This is a genomic window from Sporosarcina aquimarina, assembly GCF_019748715.1.
Lineage (GTDB): Bacteria > Bacillota > Bacilli > Bacillales_A > Planococcaceae > Sporosarcina > Sporosarcina newyorkensis.
The window spans coordinates 34,896-51,782 of record NZ_JACLBZ010000003.1 but is presented as its reverse complement, the minus strand read 5'-3'; the positions used below and the strand labels follow the sequence as shown (position 1 = coordinate 51,782).

Sequence of the window (16,887 nt, the reverse complement as noted above, 5' to 3'; positions counted from 1 at the left end):
TAACCGCACACTAAGTAACCCGAACCTTTTTGGGTTTTTTATGATCGTTCGTCTTTCATTATGAACAAATTAGATTTGTCCCAGCCTCTTTTGATATGTTTATAAAACGTCTAGCAAGGTGGTAGTGGATAGACAAATCAATATCAATAAAGCGTCGAAGTTTTTATCCGGCTGTTAAAGGAGCAAAGTAAACTAAAAATAAACGCTGAATAGGAAGTATGTCGTAATAATAAGAGATAACAGTAATTGTAATCAAAAAGAAAAGTGGTAAGTAATATGTTTGATTTATAGAATGATGATACAATTAAGGCATCATAAGATCGGCGGTATCTGAGCTTCATTATAAGGAGGAAATATGTCTGAACTGTATGACACACGTGTAATGCTCTTAAACCGATTATATAGATAAATTGATTTGTAAGGAAGGAGTACACCTCATGAAACATAACCTCGATCAAACTAAAGCAGATCATATCATCCAAATTTGTGCCTGTGCGAACCTTCGAATGGTTTCGGGATCTCTTACGCAGCTGTACAATAAGCTTTTGAAGCCTACGGGATTAAAAATCACTCAATACTACATGCTTGGAAATATTTATCGTTATCCATATATTTCAATAAGTAAGTTGGGGGAAATCATGTTGCTGGATCAAACTACAGTGACTCGCAACTTGAATATTTTAAAGGAGTCTGCTTATGTGGACATCAAGAGGGCCGAGCATGATTCCAGAACAAAAGTTGTTGCGATAACAGAATTAGGTTATGAAAAATTAAATAATGCTACTCCCATATGGTCACAAGTACAAGGTGAAATTGAAGACTCTATCGGTAAAGATGAGTATAGGGATTTATTAAGCAAACTAGAGGAATTGCAGCAAGTAATAGATCAGTATGAAAGCTGAAACAGCGAGAATAGAAGGGAACATCGTAAGAGTTATTTTATAAATTGATTGACAATTCGTGATAAACAGTTACAATACATGTATATACATGCATTGTAAGATTGCTTATACAACGTAGTTGTTTTCAAGGAAATGTACATACGCTGATAAGAGTCAGAGTAAATTGTGAAGAACTCCTGTCATCTTGAAAACAGCTACTATAAAGTTGTTTGAAAGCGCTTACGTGAAAAGGAGAGTTAATATGATGAATTTACAAGAATTGAAGAAAAGTATGAGAATCCCCGTAATTGGATCGCCTATGTTTATTATTAGTAATCCGAAGCTTGTGATTGAGCAATGTAAAGCTGGAATTATCGGCTCTATGCCGGCTCTAAATGCAAGGCCATCCTCTCAATTTGATGAGTGGCTTGCAGAAATCACGGAAGAATTAGCAGAATATAATACGAAAAATCCTGATCGTCCGGCAGCACCTTTTGCAATCAACCAAATTGTTCATCGGTCCAATGAGAGACTGGAAGAGGATATGGAAACTTGTAAAAAGTATAAAGTGCCGATCATTATTACATCGCTCGGTGCAAGAGAAGATGTATACCAGGCAGCACATAGTTACGGTGGTGTCGTGTTACATGATGTGATCAATAATATGTTTGCGAAAAAAGCGATTGAAAAAGGGGCAGATGGTTTAATTGCAGTAGCGGCAGGCGCAGGAGGGCATGCGGGACCAAAAAGTCCATTTGCACTTATTCAAGAAATTCGTGATTGGTTCGATGGTCCGCTGGCACTTGCAGGTTCAATTGCAACCGGAGGCAGCATTTTAGCGGCAGAAGCGATGGGTGCTGATTTTGCATACATCGGCTCACCATTTATTGCTACTGAAGAAGCGAGAGCTGTTGAAGAATATAAGCAAGCGATTGTAAAGGCGAATTCCGATGACATTGTTTACAGCAACTATTTCACAGGAGTGCACGGGAATTATTTAGCACCGTCCATTCGAGCTTCAGGATTGGATCCAGATAACTTGCCTGAAAGTGACCCGACCAAGATGAATTTTGGAGGAGACGCTGGACAAAAAGCATGGAAAGATATTTGGGGCTGCGGACAAGGAATCGGTGTGATTGACCAAGTGCAGTCGACAAAGGATTATGTTGCACAATTAGAAGAACAATATAACGAAGCCAAAGAAAGGCTAGTAAGATAATAGATTAAAAAGAAAGTACTAAAATCATAGAGGAGTGAAACAATGCAACCTATGTTATTTAGTGATCCAATTAAATTGAATGCAGCGCGGTACCAAGACAGAGAAGCTATAACATTTAAAGGACTGCAATTTACTTACCGGGATTTCAACGAGAGAATTAATCAACTGGCTCATGCACTGCAAGATATCGGAGTTGATAAAGGAGATAAAGTGGCATTCATGCTGATGAATTGCCACCAATTATTTGAAGTGATATTTGCTTGCGGGAAAATAGGCGCTGTTTATGTACCGATCAACTCTCGATTTGTCGGTCCAGAAATTCAACATGTCCTGGATGACTCTGAATCTGTCGTCCTAGTAGTAGACTCACGCTTTATTAATGAAGTAGTCCCTTTCATTGAAAAGTATAGAACAGCAAAACAATTTATCACGGTAGGAATAGATGAACAAGCTGAGTTTTTGAACTATGAAAATTGGATCTCTGCATTCTCGAAGGAGGAACCTGTACCTTCGTCACCCCTTAATGAATTAGATACTCTCTCCATCATGTATACGGGCGGGACAACCGGTTATCCGAAGGGAGCAGTGCGTTCTCATCGCACCATGTACTTAGTCAGTTTATTGTTCAGTATTGAATTTAACATAGGTAGACTTGGAAAAGGGTTAGCAACTGGCCCTTTATATGGCGCGGCCGCTTTAAGTATTTCGCTACCTAATCTATTCGTAGGAAACAGCGTTCACATTTTGGAGAAATTCCATCCGGTAGAAGTATTGAAGGCTATTGAGCAAGAGAAGACGACTACTACATTTTTAGCACCACCTATGTTAGAAGCAATCTTTTCATTGCCTGAAGAGATCTTGCATCAATTTGACGTCACTTCATTAAAATCATTAATTTCAGTTGGCGCACCTTTACATACGAGCACGAAGGAAAAGGTGTTTGAGTATTTTCGTACAGTTGAATTGAATGAATTTTATGGAGCCACCGAGTTAGGCGGTGCCGCTAATTTATTCCCGGAAATGCAGATGGAAAAGGATCGATCGGTTGGAGTGCCGATGTTAGGAATGGAAATTGAATTACTTAATGACGAGGGGGAACAGGTGCAAGTGAATGAAGCAGGGGAATTCTTTGTCAAAGGAATTACTTTATGCGATGAATACTATCAAAGACCAGAAGCGAACAAAGAGTCGTTTAAGGGTGATTGGCTCAGTTTAGGCGATGTAGGGCTTCAAGACGAAGATGGATATTACTATATCGTGGACCGAAAACAAGATATGATCTTATCCGGTGCAATCAATGTCTATCCCGCGGAGATTGAAGGTGTACTGCATGAACATCCTAAAGTGGAAGACGCTGCAGTGATCGGGATTCCGGATGAAAAATGGGGAGAAGTACCATTGGCAGCAATTGTGCTGCGCAAGGGTGAACAAGCCGAGAAAGAAGAAATTATTGAATTTTGTAATGGCAGATTAGCGAAGTTTAAAATACCGTATCACATTGATTTTGTAGAGGAATTACCGCGAAGTTTGCAAGGGAAATTATTAAAGTTCCAAATACGGAAAAAGTATGAGTGAAACAGAGCCACTCATACAGAAATATGCAAACAAAAAGAAGTGCTATTTCGTACTCTGGTTTTCATACGTCTTAACTAGTTTTTTAAAGGTCTAAATAAAGTGAAAAAACTGAGTTTGCCGATAATGTGCAAACTCAGTTTTTTATTAGAGAAGCCATTCTTCGAGATACAATAGATGGTATTTATATGCCTGTGCTCATGAAGGGAGAATTTTGGGGATTTTTTATAAAGAAAAAGATAGAATCGTATTACTGAATATTGAAATAATGATATGATGTTAATAGAACAGGACGGTAAATGATAGTGGTCGGTGATTAGAATATTATCCTCGGCTCAATTCGTTAATTCAAAGTGTTTTCATCTTGTATTGAATTAAAGATGGGTCCATTTCGGGATTAATTGGCACTATCTTATCATAGAAGGAGAGGAATCAGATGTCTGTAGTTATCAATGAATGTACAATTGAGGATATACATACTCTTCAAGAAATCAGTTATAACACCTTTTATGAGACTTTTTCTCATATGAACTCGGAAAAAAACATGAAAACCTATTTGGAAAAAGCCTTTAATACAAAGAGGTTAGAAAAAGAAGTTTTAACTCCCTTTTCAAAATTTTATTTTCTATATTGGGATGAGAAGCTCGCAGGTTATTTGAAAATAAATGTCAATGAAGCTCAAACAGAAGAAATGGGTAAAGAAGCGTTGGAAATTGAACGGATTTATATTAATAAAGAATTTCAAAAAAAGGGACTTGGAAAATTTCTTTTAAATAAGGGAATTGAACTTGCGAAGGACCAAGGTAAAAAGAATGTATGGTTAGGTGTGTGGGAAAACAATCTAGGGGCAATTCAGTTTTATCAAAAGATGGGGTTTGTTAAAACAGGCGCTCACTCTTTCTATATGGGAGATGAACAACAAACAGACTTTATTATGATGAAAACAATTGAGTGACCAACGCGAATGATGCGGTCTGGCTAGTATGTTTTTCTTGAAAATTAATAAACGATTGCTGTGCGAAAATAATGCTTAGTGTAAAATTTGGTAAAAGAGTAAGTATGGAACAAAGCTTATTTTCTTACCGGAATTATTTCAATCTAAATACGAGCGACATACAAATGATTACAGTTGAAATGGTAAAGCGAATCAAACAAGTTACCATGGAACTGAATAACCTTCGCATGTATTCCTTCCAGTGACTCCACAAGAGAATACGATAAAAGAGCAAACCAATATGAATTGGTTTGCTCTTTTAAAGTTACATCTGAACTTAACAGCGTATTTGGAACAAGTCTTGTAAAACAAACGCCTTTTCTTTGGCTGAAAACGTCGAGGTTCTTCGGTTTCCATCTGCCATAACAATAGGTCGCGCCCACATCAGATTGCTATGTGTCCCGCATTAGTCCTTCACGTTTTTCACATAACTCCACTTTTCATTGTCGGTTAATATGTTCATTTTCACTTCTAGATTGCCACCTAAATAAACATTCTGCCCTTTTATGGAAACAACCATTGCTTGCATGACAGGATCACTATCATTTCTTTGATATACATCGCCGATTTTAGGTATATATGTTTCCGGTAAATCGGTTTCTGCCTGTTGTGATTCCTGGTTCTCAATCATTTCGCTATCTGGATTTTGAAAGTCGATAATCGTCGCGCCCTCCTCAAGTCCAGGCACCATTACCCAGTATTCATCATGTCTGATTCCATTTGACTGATTACTAATCACGCCATTTCTTTCAACTGACGATACGATTTCGATGGCGTTGAGATAGTGATGATCCATCGAATCAGGTTTTGGATTGATCACTAAAATGTAATCACCCACTTTCGCTTTGACATTTTTATCTAGTGTATAACGTTTATGAGTGTAAACGAAACTATCTAAGTGTTTAGGTTTATAAAAATCAATATCTTTCGCTGTAGAAAGTTGTTGTTCAAAATCTTGCAGGCGAATGAGGTGAATGGACCGTTTGAAAAATGTCTTTACAGAATACACTTTATGCAATTGATTTTGATAATAAACAAATTGGCCTTTACGAACGTTTACTAACTTCATTTATAATCCCGCCTTACTAAAAGTATTGTTAAGCCGTTCCCAATCACTCGGTACGTTTGATTGTTTTGTAAAACGATATGACCATTAGAATGAGAATAATGGAAAAAGGGAGTGCTGCAATAATGAGCATGTTTTGAAAACCGTCAAGTCCGCCAGAGTACATGACAATTGCAGCCATCGCTGAAAGTATCAGTCCCCAAATAATTTTCACAAAATTTGATGGGTTAAGTTGTCCACCTGTACTAAACATACCGAGTACAAATGTAGCTGAATCGGCAGATGTAATAAAAAATATCGCAATTACAATTATCGTCAAAAAAGATAGTATCATGCCTATTGGATAATATTCAAACATTCCGAATGTCACGGTTTCCGTAGCCAATTTGGAGAGTTTAGCAATGCCGTGTTGTTCTAAATTCAATGCGGACCCACCAAAAACAGCGAAAAAAATAAATGTCACGAGTGTAGGGGCGATTAATACACCAATAATAAATTGTTTGATTGTACGCCCTTTTGATACACGAGCAATAAACATCCCGACAAATGGTGCCCATGATATCCACCATGCCCAATAGAAGATAGTCCAGTCGTTAATCCATTCCCTCTGACCTTCGTTTATCGGTTTTAATTCGAAACTCATTTGAATAAAGTTATTTATATAATTTCCAATTGTCGTTACAAACATGTTTATAATATACATTGTTGGTCCTACGATAAATAATGCGCACAATAGTATGATCGCGAGCCACATATTAATCGAACTTAAGTATTTGATGCCGTTGCCAATACCTGACCATGCAGATATGATGAAAATGACAGTGGCTACAACTAATATAATGAGTTGAAACCAAAAAGCTTTTGGCGCGTTGAATAAAAATGTTAACCCACTGTTGATTTGAGCCGAGCCAAAACCAAGCGTGGATGCAACACCCACAACTGTTGCAAAAATAGCAAGTGTATCGACTAATTGTCCGGTTGAACCACGCATCACTTTCTTTCCGAATAACGGTTCTAGTGTTGCGCTAATTAACCCCGGAGCACCGACACGAAATTTAAAATAAGCGAAGACAAGTGCGACTACAGCATATAATCCCCAACCGTGGAATCCCCAATGTAGGGAAGTATATTGAAGAGATTCTAAAATTGCTTGCTCTGAACCTGGCACCACATTTGGTGATTTAATGAAAGCATGCGAGATAGTTTCTGCTGTCGAAAAGAACATAAGCCCAATTCCCATGCCAGCACTAAATAACATCGCAAACCAAGCAGGCAAACTGAAATCGGGTTCATCATCATCTTTCCCCAGCTTAATATTACCAAAACGTGAGAACATCATATAAATACAAAAACTAATCATTGCAATGATGACAACCATATAAAACCAACCAAATTGATTGTAAATAAAACCAGTAACAGACGCGGTTAATTCATTTAAATGGTCAGGGGCAAGAGATCCCCAAAGTACAATTGCAATACATATGACAACGGCATACCAGAATACGTTTGTAATATGCAATAAGATCCCCCCATTCTTTCCTATGAATAGGATGGGCATTTTTATCGGTGGCCATTCATTTAGATTTAAATGAACTTGTCCACGTATTCTTAAGTGTTGCGACTGCCACATTTATATAAATCGACAAACTCAAAAAAAATCGGCTTACCTGTCAAACTGTTTAAAGTGAATTTCTCGGTTACAATTGCAGAGTGATCCTCTGTATGAAGTATGTCCTAATCATATAAAAAGTCTGTGAAAGTTGAGTTAATTAAATAGGTTAGGAAGGCAAAATCGATCAAAAAGAAAATAAGGTCCACGAAATTAGTTAAGTAGTTTTTCAATCAATTTTACATCTCCATCTGAAGGAACATATTAAGAACACAAAAAATCCGAAGCGCTTGATAAAAGCACTTCGGATTTTCTTCCTTATATTATCTTTCAGTTTCATCAGTCGCCGCAATTTCACTCGTTTTCGATTCAATAGGGTCTGGCTTTGTACGAATCACTTCATTCGTCAGCTCCTCAATACTTGAACGAATATTTCCTTTGCCTGAATAATTTTCCAGCATCTCTTTCACGTCGATACCAGAAGAAGCTTTAAGTGTCTCTTGCAACGTAGACATTAGATCTGTCGCATAGGAAGTGACTTTATTGGCACCGCCGCCTTCACCGCCACCTGTATCCACAACAGTGATTTTGTCGATATTGCCTAGTGGACTTGCGACTTCTCTTGCGTATTCAGGCAGCATTCTGACAATCATATCAAGCACAGCAGCTTGCCCGTACTGTTCAAAGGCTTCTGCAATTTTGCGTTTTGCTTCGGCCTCTGCAAGACCTTTCAGTCGGATGATGTCGGCTTCTGATTCACCTTGCGCACGTTGGGAATCTGCTTTAGCCATACCATCGAGTCGAACTTTTTCGGCATCGGCTTTGGCACGTGCTTCAATACGGTACTTTTCTGCATCTGCCTCCGCTAATTGTCTTGATTTTTCAGCTTCGGCATTTTGCTCGATTGCGTAGCGGTCCGCGTCCGCTTTTTTCTTCACTTCGGAGTCATATTGCTTCTCACGACGTAAAATTTCTTTTTCTTCCAATTCGATTTGTTTCTGACGTTCAATAATTTGAATTTGCATTTCTTGCTCCGTTACTTCTTGTTTGGAGCGAGCGGTTTGCAATTCATACGCTTGGTCAGCACGTGCTTTTGCGACGTCTTGCTCACGGCGGTATTCTGCAACTTTTAATTGGTTTTCTTTTTCAGCTTCGGCAATTTCCGTCGCACGTTCAATTTCCGCTTTTTGTGCTTCTTTAGATGCTTCAGCGTTTTTAATGCGTGTTTCCTTTTCTGCTTCAACCGTTGCAATGTCTGCATCACGTCTGACTTGCGCAATACGCGGCTTACCGAGTGAATCAAGATAGCCGTTTTTATCACGCACGTCTTTAATGGTGAAGGAAACAATAACAAGGCCCATCTTGGCAAGGTCTTGAGAAGCGACACGTTGAACTTCTTGTGAGAACTTATCGCGATTCTTGTAAATTTCCTCTACTGTCATAGAACCTAAGATGGAACGAAGATGACCTTCCAATACTTCCTTTGCTTCATTCTCACGATCGGCTTTTGATTTTCCTAAAAACTGCTCTGCAGCCGTCGCAATTTCAGATATGGAACCACCGATTTTAATGATTGCCGTTCCGTCCGCCATAACCGGAACGCCTTGTTCGGTATAGACTTCAGGTGTGGTGACTTCCAGCTTGCTTGATAATAAACTAAGCGGTTCGGCTTGTTGGAAAACCGGGAAGACAAATGTACCTCCACCCCGAATAATCTTAATTCGATTTCCTGATTCATCTGTATGCACATTTTTCGAACCTAAATAACTTCCTGTCACAATCAATGCTTCGTCTGGTCCAACTGTACGGTATTTCAGAACATATACACCAATGACAGCTAGTAACACAAACGCTACGATTCCTATTGCAATTAATCCAAAACCCATTCTGATTTCCCCCTTTACTTATTTGAAGCGGAATGGCTCATACTCTTTTACGAAAAATGTTCCATTTTCCACTTCGATTAATAATACTTCTTTTCCATACTCAATGGCTTCATTCTCATAGCCGGCAGCACGTTTCGCTAAATTGCCATTCACCGTTTCGATAATGATCTCGCCATATCCGTCTACTGGGATCGGAACAATGACTTTGCCAACAAGACCTGTAAGTGATTGATCTGTGTAGGCAAGCGAAACTTCGGCGGATCTGAGCGGAACTAAAACGAAGAAATAGAGTAAGAAGTCTAAAACAATAGCAACGACTGCCGCAATGAGTAAGATGCTCCCACTATTTAATGATGTCATAAGTTCTAATAGATATGCGGTAGCCGAAGTAAATGTTATGAACGCAAGAATGACAGCTGGATCGAGAAATGGGCTTAGTTCACCAACTCCATCAGCTAAATCACTGATCAATACATACACAAGGCTTATGATACCTGCGATGATTAAGATATATAAATATAGCTGTTGAACTTCGATTCCGAACAGCTCCATATCCATCCCTCCATTTCTATATTCTTTCGTTTCTTATTCTACGGATAGGTAAATGAAAGGTTTCAATTTTATCAAATTGGTGACTGATAAATTCTATGGCAGGACCTGAAGGGAAGTGGGAGAGGTGAAACGTGCATAAACAAAAACAGACTTTCTCTTACAGCGCAGTTCTTTGATACGTACATTCTACACCGGCAGCCCTAAAAATATGAAAACCGATTAGTTGACCGTATACGGCTAGGGGTATATACTATAGATATTAACAAATGAAAAGGGGTTTTTAATTATGACTGCAAAAGCAACGGTTTATGTTTCGTCGACTTGTCCTTACTGTACGATGATGACAAATTATTTAGATGAAATTCATGTGCCTTATGAAACGATCAATGTGACGATAGATCCGGCAGCTGGTCAGCGCCTGGTGGAAATGACAGGGCAAATGGGTGTGCCGCAAACGCAGTTAAACGGTAAATGGATATTAGGGTATGATCCGGCAAGTGTTCATGCTGCATTAGACGCATGAAACGAATGAAGCAACTCTTCACATGCAAAACATGTACGGTTCAAACAGCGGAAGAAATGGAAAAGAAATTTTTTCCTCGATTTTGCATTGGTCATGTAGCGTTCGTCGTGATGGGTGTAATTCTAGTCATTGTGGAATTGACCAACTAAGCAGCGGGGGGAGGAAATTATATTGGGATGGATCATCGCCGTCGCAATTGTCGTATTTTTCATTTGGCGAATGAAGCCCGCTAAAGATATCAGCACCATTTCGACAGATGAATTGAAAGTAATCTTGGGAGATAAAAAAATTCAGTTCATTGACGTGCGCACACCGGCAGAATATAAAGGTAAACATATTAAGGAATTTCAAAATATTCCACTGCACGTATTAAATAGTAAGGTCGCCAGTTTGAAAAAAGAACAGGAAGTTGTAGTCATTTGTCAAAGCGGAATGCGCAGCTCAAAAGCAGTCAGTCAATTGAAAAAGGCAGGATTCACTGTCACCAACGTACGTGGCGGAATGAGCGCATGGCGTGGCTAACTATAACAAACGTTTCGGGCATAAAACCCGGAACGTTTTTTTATGGTTAGAAAATTGCATATGAGCGCTTGCTGCATGTGAAGACCGATAGATTCAAAGTAACGTTTTTTCCGAAAATACATAAGGTATGATACACTATTCTAAAGATTGAAGGAGGGGACTTTCCATGATACACATCGGCTTGACGGGATGGGGAGATCACCCGAGCCTATATAATGAAAAGACGGCAGCAAATAAAAAGCTCCTTGATTATAGTCAACATTTTCCGATTGTGGAGTTGGATTCGACGTTTTATGCAATCCAGTCTGAAAAGATGATGCGAAAGTGGACGGATGAAACGCCCGCTGATTTTCAGTTTATCGTCAAAGCCTATCAAGGGATCACAGGTCATCAGCGTGGTAAGATTCCTTATGATTCAGAGGAAGAGATGTTCTCGTTATTCAAACTATCGATGAGTGCGTTTGTGGAAGCAGGGAAGCTCGCAATGGTGCTCGTACAATTTCCACCTTGGTTTGATTGTCAAAAAGAAAATGTAGAGCGGATTCGCTTCGTGCATGAGCAGTTGCAACCTTTACCGATAGCGGTGGAGTTTCGCCATCAATCTTGGTATTCACCAGCCTATCGCGAGAAGACTCTAGAATTTCTGCGTGGTCTGAATATTATCCATGGCGTCTGCGATGAGCCGCAAGTAGGTGATGGCAGTGTGCCGCTCGTTCCGGTTGCGACGGACTCCAAGGTATTATTGCGTCTTCACGGACGTAACGACAAAGGATGGGTCAATACAACGGGAGACAGCAAGGCGTGGAGGAAGGTTCGTTATTTATACGACTATAATGAAGCAGAGCTAGAGGGGTTGCGAAAAGTTGTCCAGACATTGGAGCAGCAAGCGCAAGATGTATATATCATTTTTAATAACAACTCGGGTCAGCATGCAGCAAAGAACGCGAAACAGTTCGCAAACCTTTTCAACATAGAGTATGGTCAGCCGCCCACCAAGCAGTTGGATTTGTTTGAGGAGGATCACTAATGGAATATGCAATCCTGGCATTAATCGGCTTGGCTTCAGGTGTCATCGGCTCCATAGCGGGTCTAGGCGGCGGTACGATTCTTGTGCCTATCACATTGTTCGTCGGTCTGAATCTCGGAATGATTCCAGACATCACACCGCAAAGCGTAGTTGGTTTGTCCGTCATTATGATGATCGCGAACGGGCTTGGTTCGACGCTTTCTTATATGAAAGTGAAAACGATTGACTATCGCAGTGCCTTTTTATTTTTCATAGCGAGTATACCCGGCATCGTAGTAGGGGCTTGGATCAACAAGAGCTTAAGCATTCAATCATTTAATTTATATTTCGGTATTTTACTGATCGTATTGTCCACCCTGCTACTGACTAGGAAGTACTTGAAGCCAATTCGTTGGTTTGTCGATAACGGCAAAAAGATTTCATTTACCGATCCGCAAGGTGAGACACATCTGTATGGCTATCCAATTTGGTTTGCTGTCTTATTGTCGCTGTTCATCGGTCTGACATCTGGTTTATTCGGAATCGGCGGAGGTACGATGATCGTACCTGCAATGATATTATTGTTCTTATTCCCGCCGCATGTAGCGGTAGCAACGTCGATGCTGATGGTGTTCTTGTCGGCAGTCGTCAATTCGATTTCGCATATTTCACTTGGAAATGTGCCGTGGCTTTACACCATACCAGTTGTCCCGGGAGCATATCTCGGTGGAATGCTAGGCGCTTATTTAAATGGCAAAATGAAATCAGATACATTGGTTTTAGTCATACGTATCATTTTACTCGTCTTTGGATTGCATTCAATCTATGAGGGGATTTGGGGATGACCTATATGAAAGAAACGGTAGCTACGATTCACATTTATCATACCAACGACATACATAGCCATTTCGAAAATTGGCCGCAGATCAGACGTTTTCTGAAGCAACGTAAAGAGCAGGCGGAAGAGGCAGGCGAGGCTTGTTTCATTTTTGATATTGGTGATCATGTTGACCGATCCCATCCTTTTACAGAAGGAACGGACGGCAAGGGCAACGTGAAGTTATTGAATGAAGTAGGATATGATGCCGTGACAATCGGCAATAATGAAGGGATCACCATGTCTAAACAGACGCTTGAAACGTTATATGAAGATGCTCTGTTTGATGTATTGATCTGTAATTTGAAAGAGCTAAATGGAGAGCAGCCAGTTTGGGCAAAGTCTTCTGAAATATTTGAAACGACAGATGGCGTGAGGGTTGGAGTGATCGGAGCCACTGCACCGTACTATGCTTTTTATCGACAGCTTGGCTGGAAAGTGACAGAGCCGCGTAAAGAAATCCGGGAACAGTTAGTTCGTATTCGACAACAAGCAGATCTCGTGGTTTGCTTATCACATTTAGGCATCAATGAAGATCGCCTTCTGGCGGCGGAATATCCGGCATTAGATATTATTTTAGGAGGACATACCCACCATTTATTGAAGGACGGAGAATGGATTGAGGATACATTGCTTGGTGCGGCAGAGAAGTTTGGTCATTACATCGGCCATATCCAAGTCGAGATCGATCGCATGACGAATCAGGTTGTCCATATGGAGGCCGGTGTGTTTCCTACCAATACGATGGAGCAAACAGCAGAAGATGTTGAACAGGTGAATGCCTATCTTTCTGAAGGAGAGGAAGCTTTGCAAGTGCCTGTCTTCTATAACCCTTCCCCGCTGGCTCAGAAGCTGACAGCAGAAAGCCCGCTTTCATCCTTTTTCGGACGTGCGCTTTTAGCTTATACGCATGCGGAATGTGCACTTTTTAACGCCGGGATTTTCCTTGGAAGTCTAGACGAGGGTTGGGTGACAAGAGGTGATTTACATTCGTTGTTGCCGCATCCGATCAATCCTTGCATCGTACACTTGGACGGTTCGGAATTACTTCAGGTTTATGAACAATCACTTGATCCGAAGTGGACGGAATTGGAAATCAAAGGTTTGGGATTCCGGGGAACATTCATGGGAAGCATGGTTCATGAAAGATTATTCCGCAATCAGGACGGACAATTATTTGCAGGCAACCGGGCAGTGGAGCCTGGCGAAACGTATAGGCTCGCTACATTGGATATGTTTACATTCGGATTTTTCTTTCCTCTATTAAAGGATGTTCCTAAAGAATATATCATGCCTGAGATGATTCGCGATGTCCTAGGCTGGTATGGAAAAAAATATTTTAATGAGAGCTAGTATGTCCGCCTCCTGATTCGCATAATGTGAAGCAGGAGGCGTCGTTTTGCGGTTTTATACGAATCAAAAAAGACCGAGAAAAAGAAGTTATGCGAGAAATTGGCTGAGGTTGATCATTCCGACGATTTTCATAGCAGTCGCCTTATTTTTTTACTCAGTCAATAAACAGCTGACCCCAATCTATACGCAATATGCTGAAAAACAAACGCAGAAAATAGCCAGCCATGTAATCAGCCAAGCGATCAATGCACGATCTACGAGCGTGTATGATATCAATGAAATAATTGAAAATGTGCCGGATGAGACACGAGATACCGTCACGACGAAATTTAATACGGAAATCATCAGTCAGGTTATGGCGGAAGTTCATCAATTGGTTGAAGATCACCTTGAACGTGCAGAAGGTGGCGATCTAGACATGCTGCCGCCGTTAGGTGATTTGGAGTATAATCCTGAAATGATGGCGAAAGAGCAAGGCGTCGTTTTCTTTGTCCCGCTCGGGCAAGCGACCAATATTCCGTTGCTCGGCAACTTGGGTCCGAAAATTCCGATCCGTTTTCATGTCATGGGAAACGTCCACACCGATGTGGAAACGGATATACAGGAATTCGGGATAAATAATGCCTATGTAGAAGTGACCTTGCTGGTGAACGTGAATGTTCAGATTATCGTTCCGCTTGCAACGAGTAAGAGCGTAGTAACGCAGAGAATGCCTGTCGCGATGGGCTTGATCAGAGGAAAAGTTCCGCAAATTTATTCGAAAGGAGAGCAGACGCCGGCACAAATAGAGGTCCCGTTGCAAGAACCGGAATAAAAGGCTATTGTGAACAATGTCGATTATTGCTACACTGTTAAAAGAAGAATATCGAGACTTACGTAGAGGTTGCATTGTTTATAAGTATTTTGCGAGAGAGTGACGTCGATGACCGCAATTGAAAGGAGACAATGCCGAAGTTTGAGAAGGGTCAACTTCTCAGGTTGGGGTCATTTCGAAGAGGAATGATCTTGTCATACAGCGGTAATGTATGGAGCGCTACAACAGCCGGATGATCCGTATCCATTTATCTTGTACATGATGATTGATTCGCAGATGAACTGTTAAGCCGACTCCTACACGTTTGTAACATGTTGGAGTCGGCTTTTTCTCTGTAATAGGCTTTCCCTTCTTCGACTGACCATCTACTTTTCGATACAATCTACCGACTAGAAAGAGGAGGAATTAATATGATTGGAACATGGGTATCCATTTTGCCTCCTGTTATCGCTATCGTGATGGTATTGGTGACGAGGAGAGTATTACTATCGTTAGGAGCTGGGATTGTCACAGCCGCTTTACTCATCGCGGAATTTTCCCCAATGGAAACATTGAAAAATGTTTGGACAGCTATGACGATTTCATTTTGGGATGACGGATTGAATACGTATAATATATTTATTATGTTGTTTTTATTATTGCTTGGTGTCATTACGGCATTTGTCAGCCTGTCCGGCGGCAGTGCGGCCTTTGCGAGATGGGCGGTCACACGAATTCGTACGCAGCGTGGAGCGAAACTGTTGACGATGATTTTGGGAATCGCAATTTTTGTAGATGACTACTTTAACTCTTTAGCGGTTGGACAAATTGCAAGACCGATTACGGATCAGCATAAAATATCTCGTGCAAAACTAGCTTATTTCATTGATTCTACGTCTGCACCGATTTGCGTAGTATCTCCAATTTCAAGTTGGGGGGCATTCTTGATCGGGCAGCTTGCTCTTATACTTGGGACGACAGCCGCTGTTAGCTATTCGCCGTTAACTGCCTTTATTCTGATGGCGCCGATGAATTTCTATGTAATCGCCACATTGTCCATGGTCTTTTTCTTCGCTTGGACGAATAATGATTTCTTTGAAATGAAGAAACATGAAGATCGGGCAGTAAATGAAGGTTTGCTGTATGATCCGGAAAAAGAGATACCAGGTGAGCTGAAAGAAGAGTTTCCTGAACACTCTTATGGGAAAGTTCGCGATCTGGTTGCACCTATCGTGACGTTAATTGTCGTGACGCTTGGAATGATGGTCTATACTGGCTATCAAGAAGCGGGTGTCTTCGATATTTGGGCTATATTCGAAAATACAGATGTGCCGAAATCATTAGTAGTTGGTGGCGTTACAGCTACACTGTTGGCTATGTTCTTATATGTTCTGCAAATGAAAGTGAATAAAACAGCAAGTGTTTCTTGGATGGGCCGTGCATTCATCAGCGGTTTGAAAGCGATGATGCCAGCGATTCTGATTTTGATTTTCGCTTGGGGCTTAACTGAGTTAATTGCTACACTTGATACAGGTCTTTTCCTGTCAACAATGGTAGATCAATTGAATATTCCAGTAGCTTTCTTGCCGGTATTGATATTCATTCTGGCGGGACTGATGGCATTTTCAACGGGAACTTCATGGGGATCGTTTGGAATTCTATTGCCGATTGCCGGCACAATTATGGTCAACGCAGAACCCGAATTATTATTGCCAGCGTTATCTGCAGTTCTTGCTGGGGCGGTTTTCGGAGATCACTGTTCGCCGATTTCCGATACGACAATCCTTTCTTCAACGGGTGCAGGCTGTAATCATATGGATCACGTAGCAACACAATTGCCGTACGCATTGGTGGCTGCTGGCGTGTCAGCACTTGGTTATTTTGTTCTAGGCATGACTGGTTCCGTTTGGATTGGTTTAGTAGCTGTTATTATAGCATTGATAGTATTATTCACGTACTGGACGGCTAAAGGTAAAAAGCGTCAAGCGCAAGTGGCTTAAAAACTTTAGACTAAGAGTGTCAGCAAGATTCACA

General features: G+C 40.7%; 15 protein-coding genes and 1 riboswitch. Of the genes, 11 read left to right on the top strand and 4 right to left on the bottom strand.

Annotated elements, in window-relative coordinates; translation table 11 throughout:
* The first annotated feature begins 437 nt into the window (after positions 1 to 437).
* From H7J92_RS01615 to paiA, 4 genes are all read left to right on the top strand, one after another.
* Positions 438 to 902 (top strand): MarR family winged helix-turn-helix transcriptional regulator, encoded by a 465-nt coding sequence (locus tag H7J92_RS01615; protein ID WP_078818037.1) that lies wholly within the window; start codon positions 438 to 440, stop codon positions 900 to 902.
* Between the two features lie 241 nt (positions 903 to 1,143).
* Positions 1,144 to 2,100 (top strand): NAD(P)H-dependent flavin oxidoreductase, encoded by a 957-nt coding sequence (locus H7J92_RS01610; protein ID WP_221835112.1) that lies wholly within the window; start codon positions 1,144 to 1,146, stop codon positions 2,098 to 2,100.
* Positions 2,101 to 2,142: 42 nt separating this feature from the next.
* Complete coding sequence (locus H7J92_RS01605; RefSeq protein ID WP_221835110.1) at positions 2,143 to 3,675, top strand: AMP-binding protein; 1,533 nt, start codon at positions 2,143 to 2,145, stop codon at positions 3,673 to 3,675.
* Between the two features lie 433 nt (positions 3,676 to 4,108).
* The gene (gene paiA, locus H7J92_RS01600; RefSeq protein ID WP_078818040.1) at positions 4,109 to 4,627 is read left to right on the top strand and encodes a spermidine/spermine N(1)-acetyltransferase; all 519 of its coding nucleotides are present in this window, start codon (positions 4,109 to 4,111) and stop codon (positions 4,625 to 4,627) included.
* Between the two features lie 445 nt (positions 4,628 to 5,072).
* On the opposite strand, the gene H7J92_RS01595 is transcribed toward paiA, so the two are convergent.
* The 4 genes from H7J92_RS01595 to H7J92_RS01580 form a co-directional block, all read right to left on the bottom strand.
* Entirely contained in the window at positions 5,073 to 5,735 is a 663-nt protein-coding gene (locus tag H7J92_RS01595; RefSeq protein ID WP_078818041.1) for a hypothetical protein, read from the bottom strand.
* 43 nt (positions 5,736 to 5,778) lie between these two features.
* Complete coding sequence (locus tag H7J92_RS01590) at positions 5,779 to 7,251, bottom strand: BCCT family transporter (RefSeq protein ID WP_425516834.1); 1,473 nt, start codon at positions 7,249 to 7,251, stop codon at positions 5,779 to 5,781.
* 413 nt (positions 7,252 to 7,664) lie between these two features.
* Positions 7,665 to 9,227, bottom strand: a complete 1,563-nt coding sequence (gene floT, locus H7J92_RS01585; protein WP_078818043.1) for a flotillin lipid rafts scaffold protein FloT — start codon at positions 9,225 to 9,227, stop codon at positions 7,665 to 7,667.
* An 18-nt stretch (positions 9,228 to 9,245) separates the two neighbouring features.
* Complete coding sequence (locus tag H7J92_RS01580) at positions 9,246 to 9,779, bottom strand: NfeD family membrane protein (RefSeq protein ID WP_221835108.1); 534 nt, start codon at positions 9,777 to 9,779, stop codon at positions 9,246 to 9,248.
* A gap of 286 nt (positions 9,780 to 10,065) precedes the next feature.
* On the opposite strand from H7J92_RS01580, the gene H7J92_RS01575 reads away from it, so the two are divergent.
* The 7 genes from H7J92_RS01575 to H7J92_RS01545 all read left to right on the top strand — a co-directional run bounded on the left by H7J92_RS01575 (position 10,066) and on the right by H7J92_RS01545 (position 16,853).
* Positions 10,066 to 10,302 carry a glutaredoxin family protein gene (locus tag H7J92_RS01575; RefSeq protein WP_221835107.1) on the top strand — a complete coding sequence of 79 codons (237 nt, stop codon included), beginning with the start codon at positions 10,066 to 10,068 and terminating at the stop codon, positions 10,300 to 10,302.
* Positions 10,303 to 10,521: 219 nt separating this feature from the next.
* Entirely contained in the window at positions 10,522 to 10,824 is a 303-nt protein-coding gene (locus H7J92_RS01570; RefSeq protein ID WP_221835119.1) for a rhodanese-like domain-containing protein, read from the top strand.
* Positions 10,825 to 10,990: 166 nt separating this feature from the next.
* Positions 10,991 to 11,851, top strand: coding sequence for a DUF72 domain-containing protein (locus H7J92_RS01565; RefSeq protein ID WP_221835105.1), 861 nt, complete (start codon positions 10,991 to 10,993; stop codon positions 11,849 to 11,851).
* Entirely contained in the window at positions 11,851 to 12,675 is an 825-nt protein-coding gene (locus H7J92_RS01560; protein WP_009498117.1) for a sulfite exporter TauE/SafE family protein, read from the top strand. The genes H7J92_RS01565 and H7J92_RS01560 overlap by 1 nt, the downstream gene beginning before the upstream one ends.
* Entirely contained in the window at positions 12,672 to 14,060 is a 1,389-nt protein-coding gene (locus H7J92_RS01555) for a bifunctional metallophosphatase/5'-nucleotidase (protein WP_221835103.1), read from the top strand. The genes H7J92_RS01560 and H7J92_RS01555 overlap by 4 nt, the downstream gene beginning before the upstream one ends.
* 46 nt (positions 14,061 to 14,106) lie before the next feature.
* Positions 14,107 to 14,874, top strand: a complete 768-nt coding sequence (yunB, locus tag H7J92_RS01550; RefSeq protein WP_009498115.1) for a sporulation protein YunB — start codon at positions 14,107 to 14,109, stop codon at positions 14,872 to 14,874.
* A gap of 55 nt (positions 14,875 to 14,929) precedes the next feature.
* Positions 14,930 to 15,104, top strand: a riboswitch (Lysine riboswitch).
* 180 nt (positions 15,105 to 15,284) lie between these two features.
* Positions 15,285 to 16,853: a Na+/H+ antiporter NhaC family protein gene (locus tag H7J92_RS01545; RefSeq protein WP_078818047.1), complete on the top strand. Its 1,569-nt coding sequence runs from the start codon at positions 15,285 to 15,287 to the stop codon at positions 16,851 to 16,853.
* The last annotated feature ends 34 nt before the right edge of the window (positions 16,854 to 16,887 follow it).

Coding starts and splice junctions, on each gene's coding strand:
- H7J92_RS01615 (WP_078818037.1), top strand. CDS start 438: ATGAAACATAACCTCGATCAAACTAAAGCAGATCATATCATCCAAATT.
- H7J92_RS01610 (WP_221835112.1), top strand. CDS start 1,144: ATGATGAATTTACAAGAATTGAAGAAAAGTATGAGAATCCCCGTAATT.
- H7J92_RS01605 (WP_221835110.1), top strand. CDS start 2,143: ATGCAACCTATGTTATTTAGTGATCCAATTAAATTGAATGCAGCGCGG.
- paiA (WP_078818040.1), top strand. CDS start 4,109: ATGTCTGTAGTTATCAATGAATGTACAATTGAGGATATACATACTCTT.
- H7J92_RS01595 (WP_078818041.1), bottom strand. CDS start 5,735: ATGAAGTTAGTAAACGTTCGTAAAGGCCAATTTGTTTATTATCAAAAT.
- floT (WP_078818043.1), bottom strand. CDS start 9,227: ATGGGTTTTGGATTAATTGCAATAGGAATCGTAGCGTTTGTGTTACTA.
- H7J92_RS01580 (WP_221835108.1), bottom strand. CDS start 9,779: ATGGAGCTGTTCGGAATCGAAGTTCAACAGCTATATTTATATATCTTA.
- H7J92_RS01575 (WP_221835107.1), top strand. CDS start 10,066: ATGACTGCAAAAGCAACGGTTTATGTTTCGTCGACTTGTCCTTACTGT.
- H7J92_RS01570 (WP_221835119.1), top strand. CDS start 10,522: ATGAAGCCCGCTAAAGATATCAGCACCATTTCGACAGATGAATTGAAA.
- H7J92_RS01565 (WP_221835105.1), top strand. CDS start 10,991: ATGATACACATCGGCTTGACGGGATGGGGAGATCACCCGAGCCTATAT.
- H7J92_RS01560 (WP_009498117.1), top strand. CDS start 11,851: ATGGAATATGCAATCCTGGCATTAATCGGCTTGGCTTCAGGTGTCATC.
- H7J92_RS01555 (WP_221835103.1), top strand. CDS start 12,672: ATGACCTATATGAAAGAAACGGTAGCTACGATTCACATTTATCATACC.
- H7J92_RS01545 (WP_078818047.1), top strand. CDS start 15,285: ATGATTGGAACATGGGTATCCATTTTGCCTCCTGTTATCGCTATCGTG.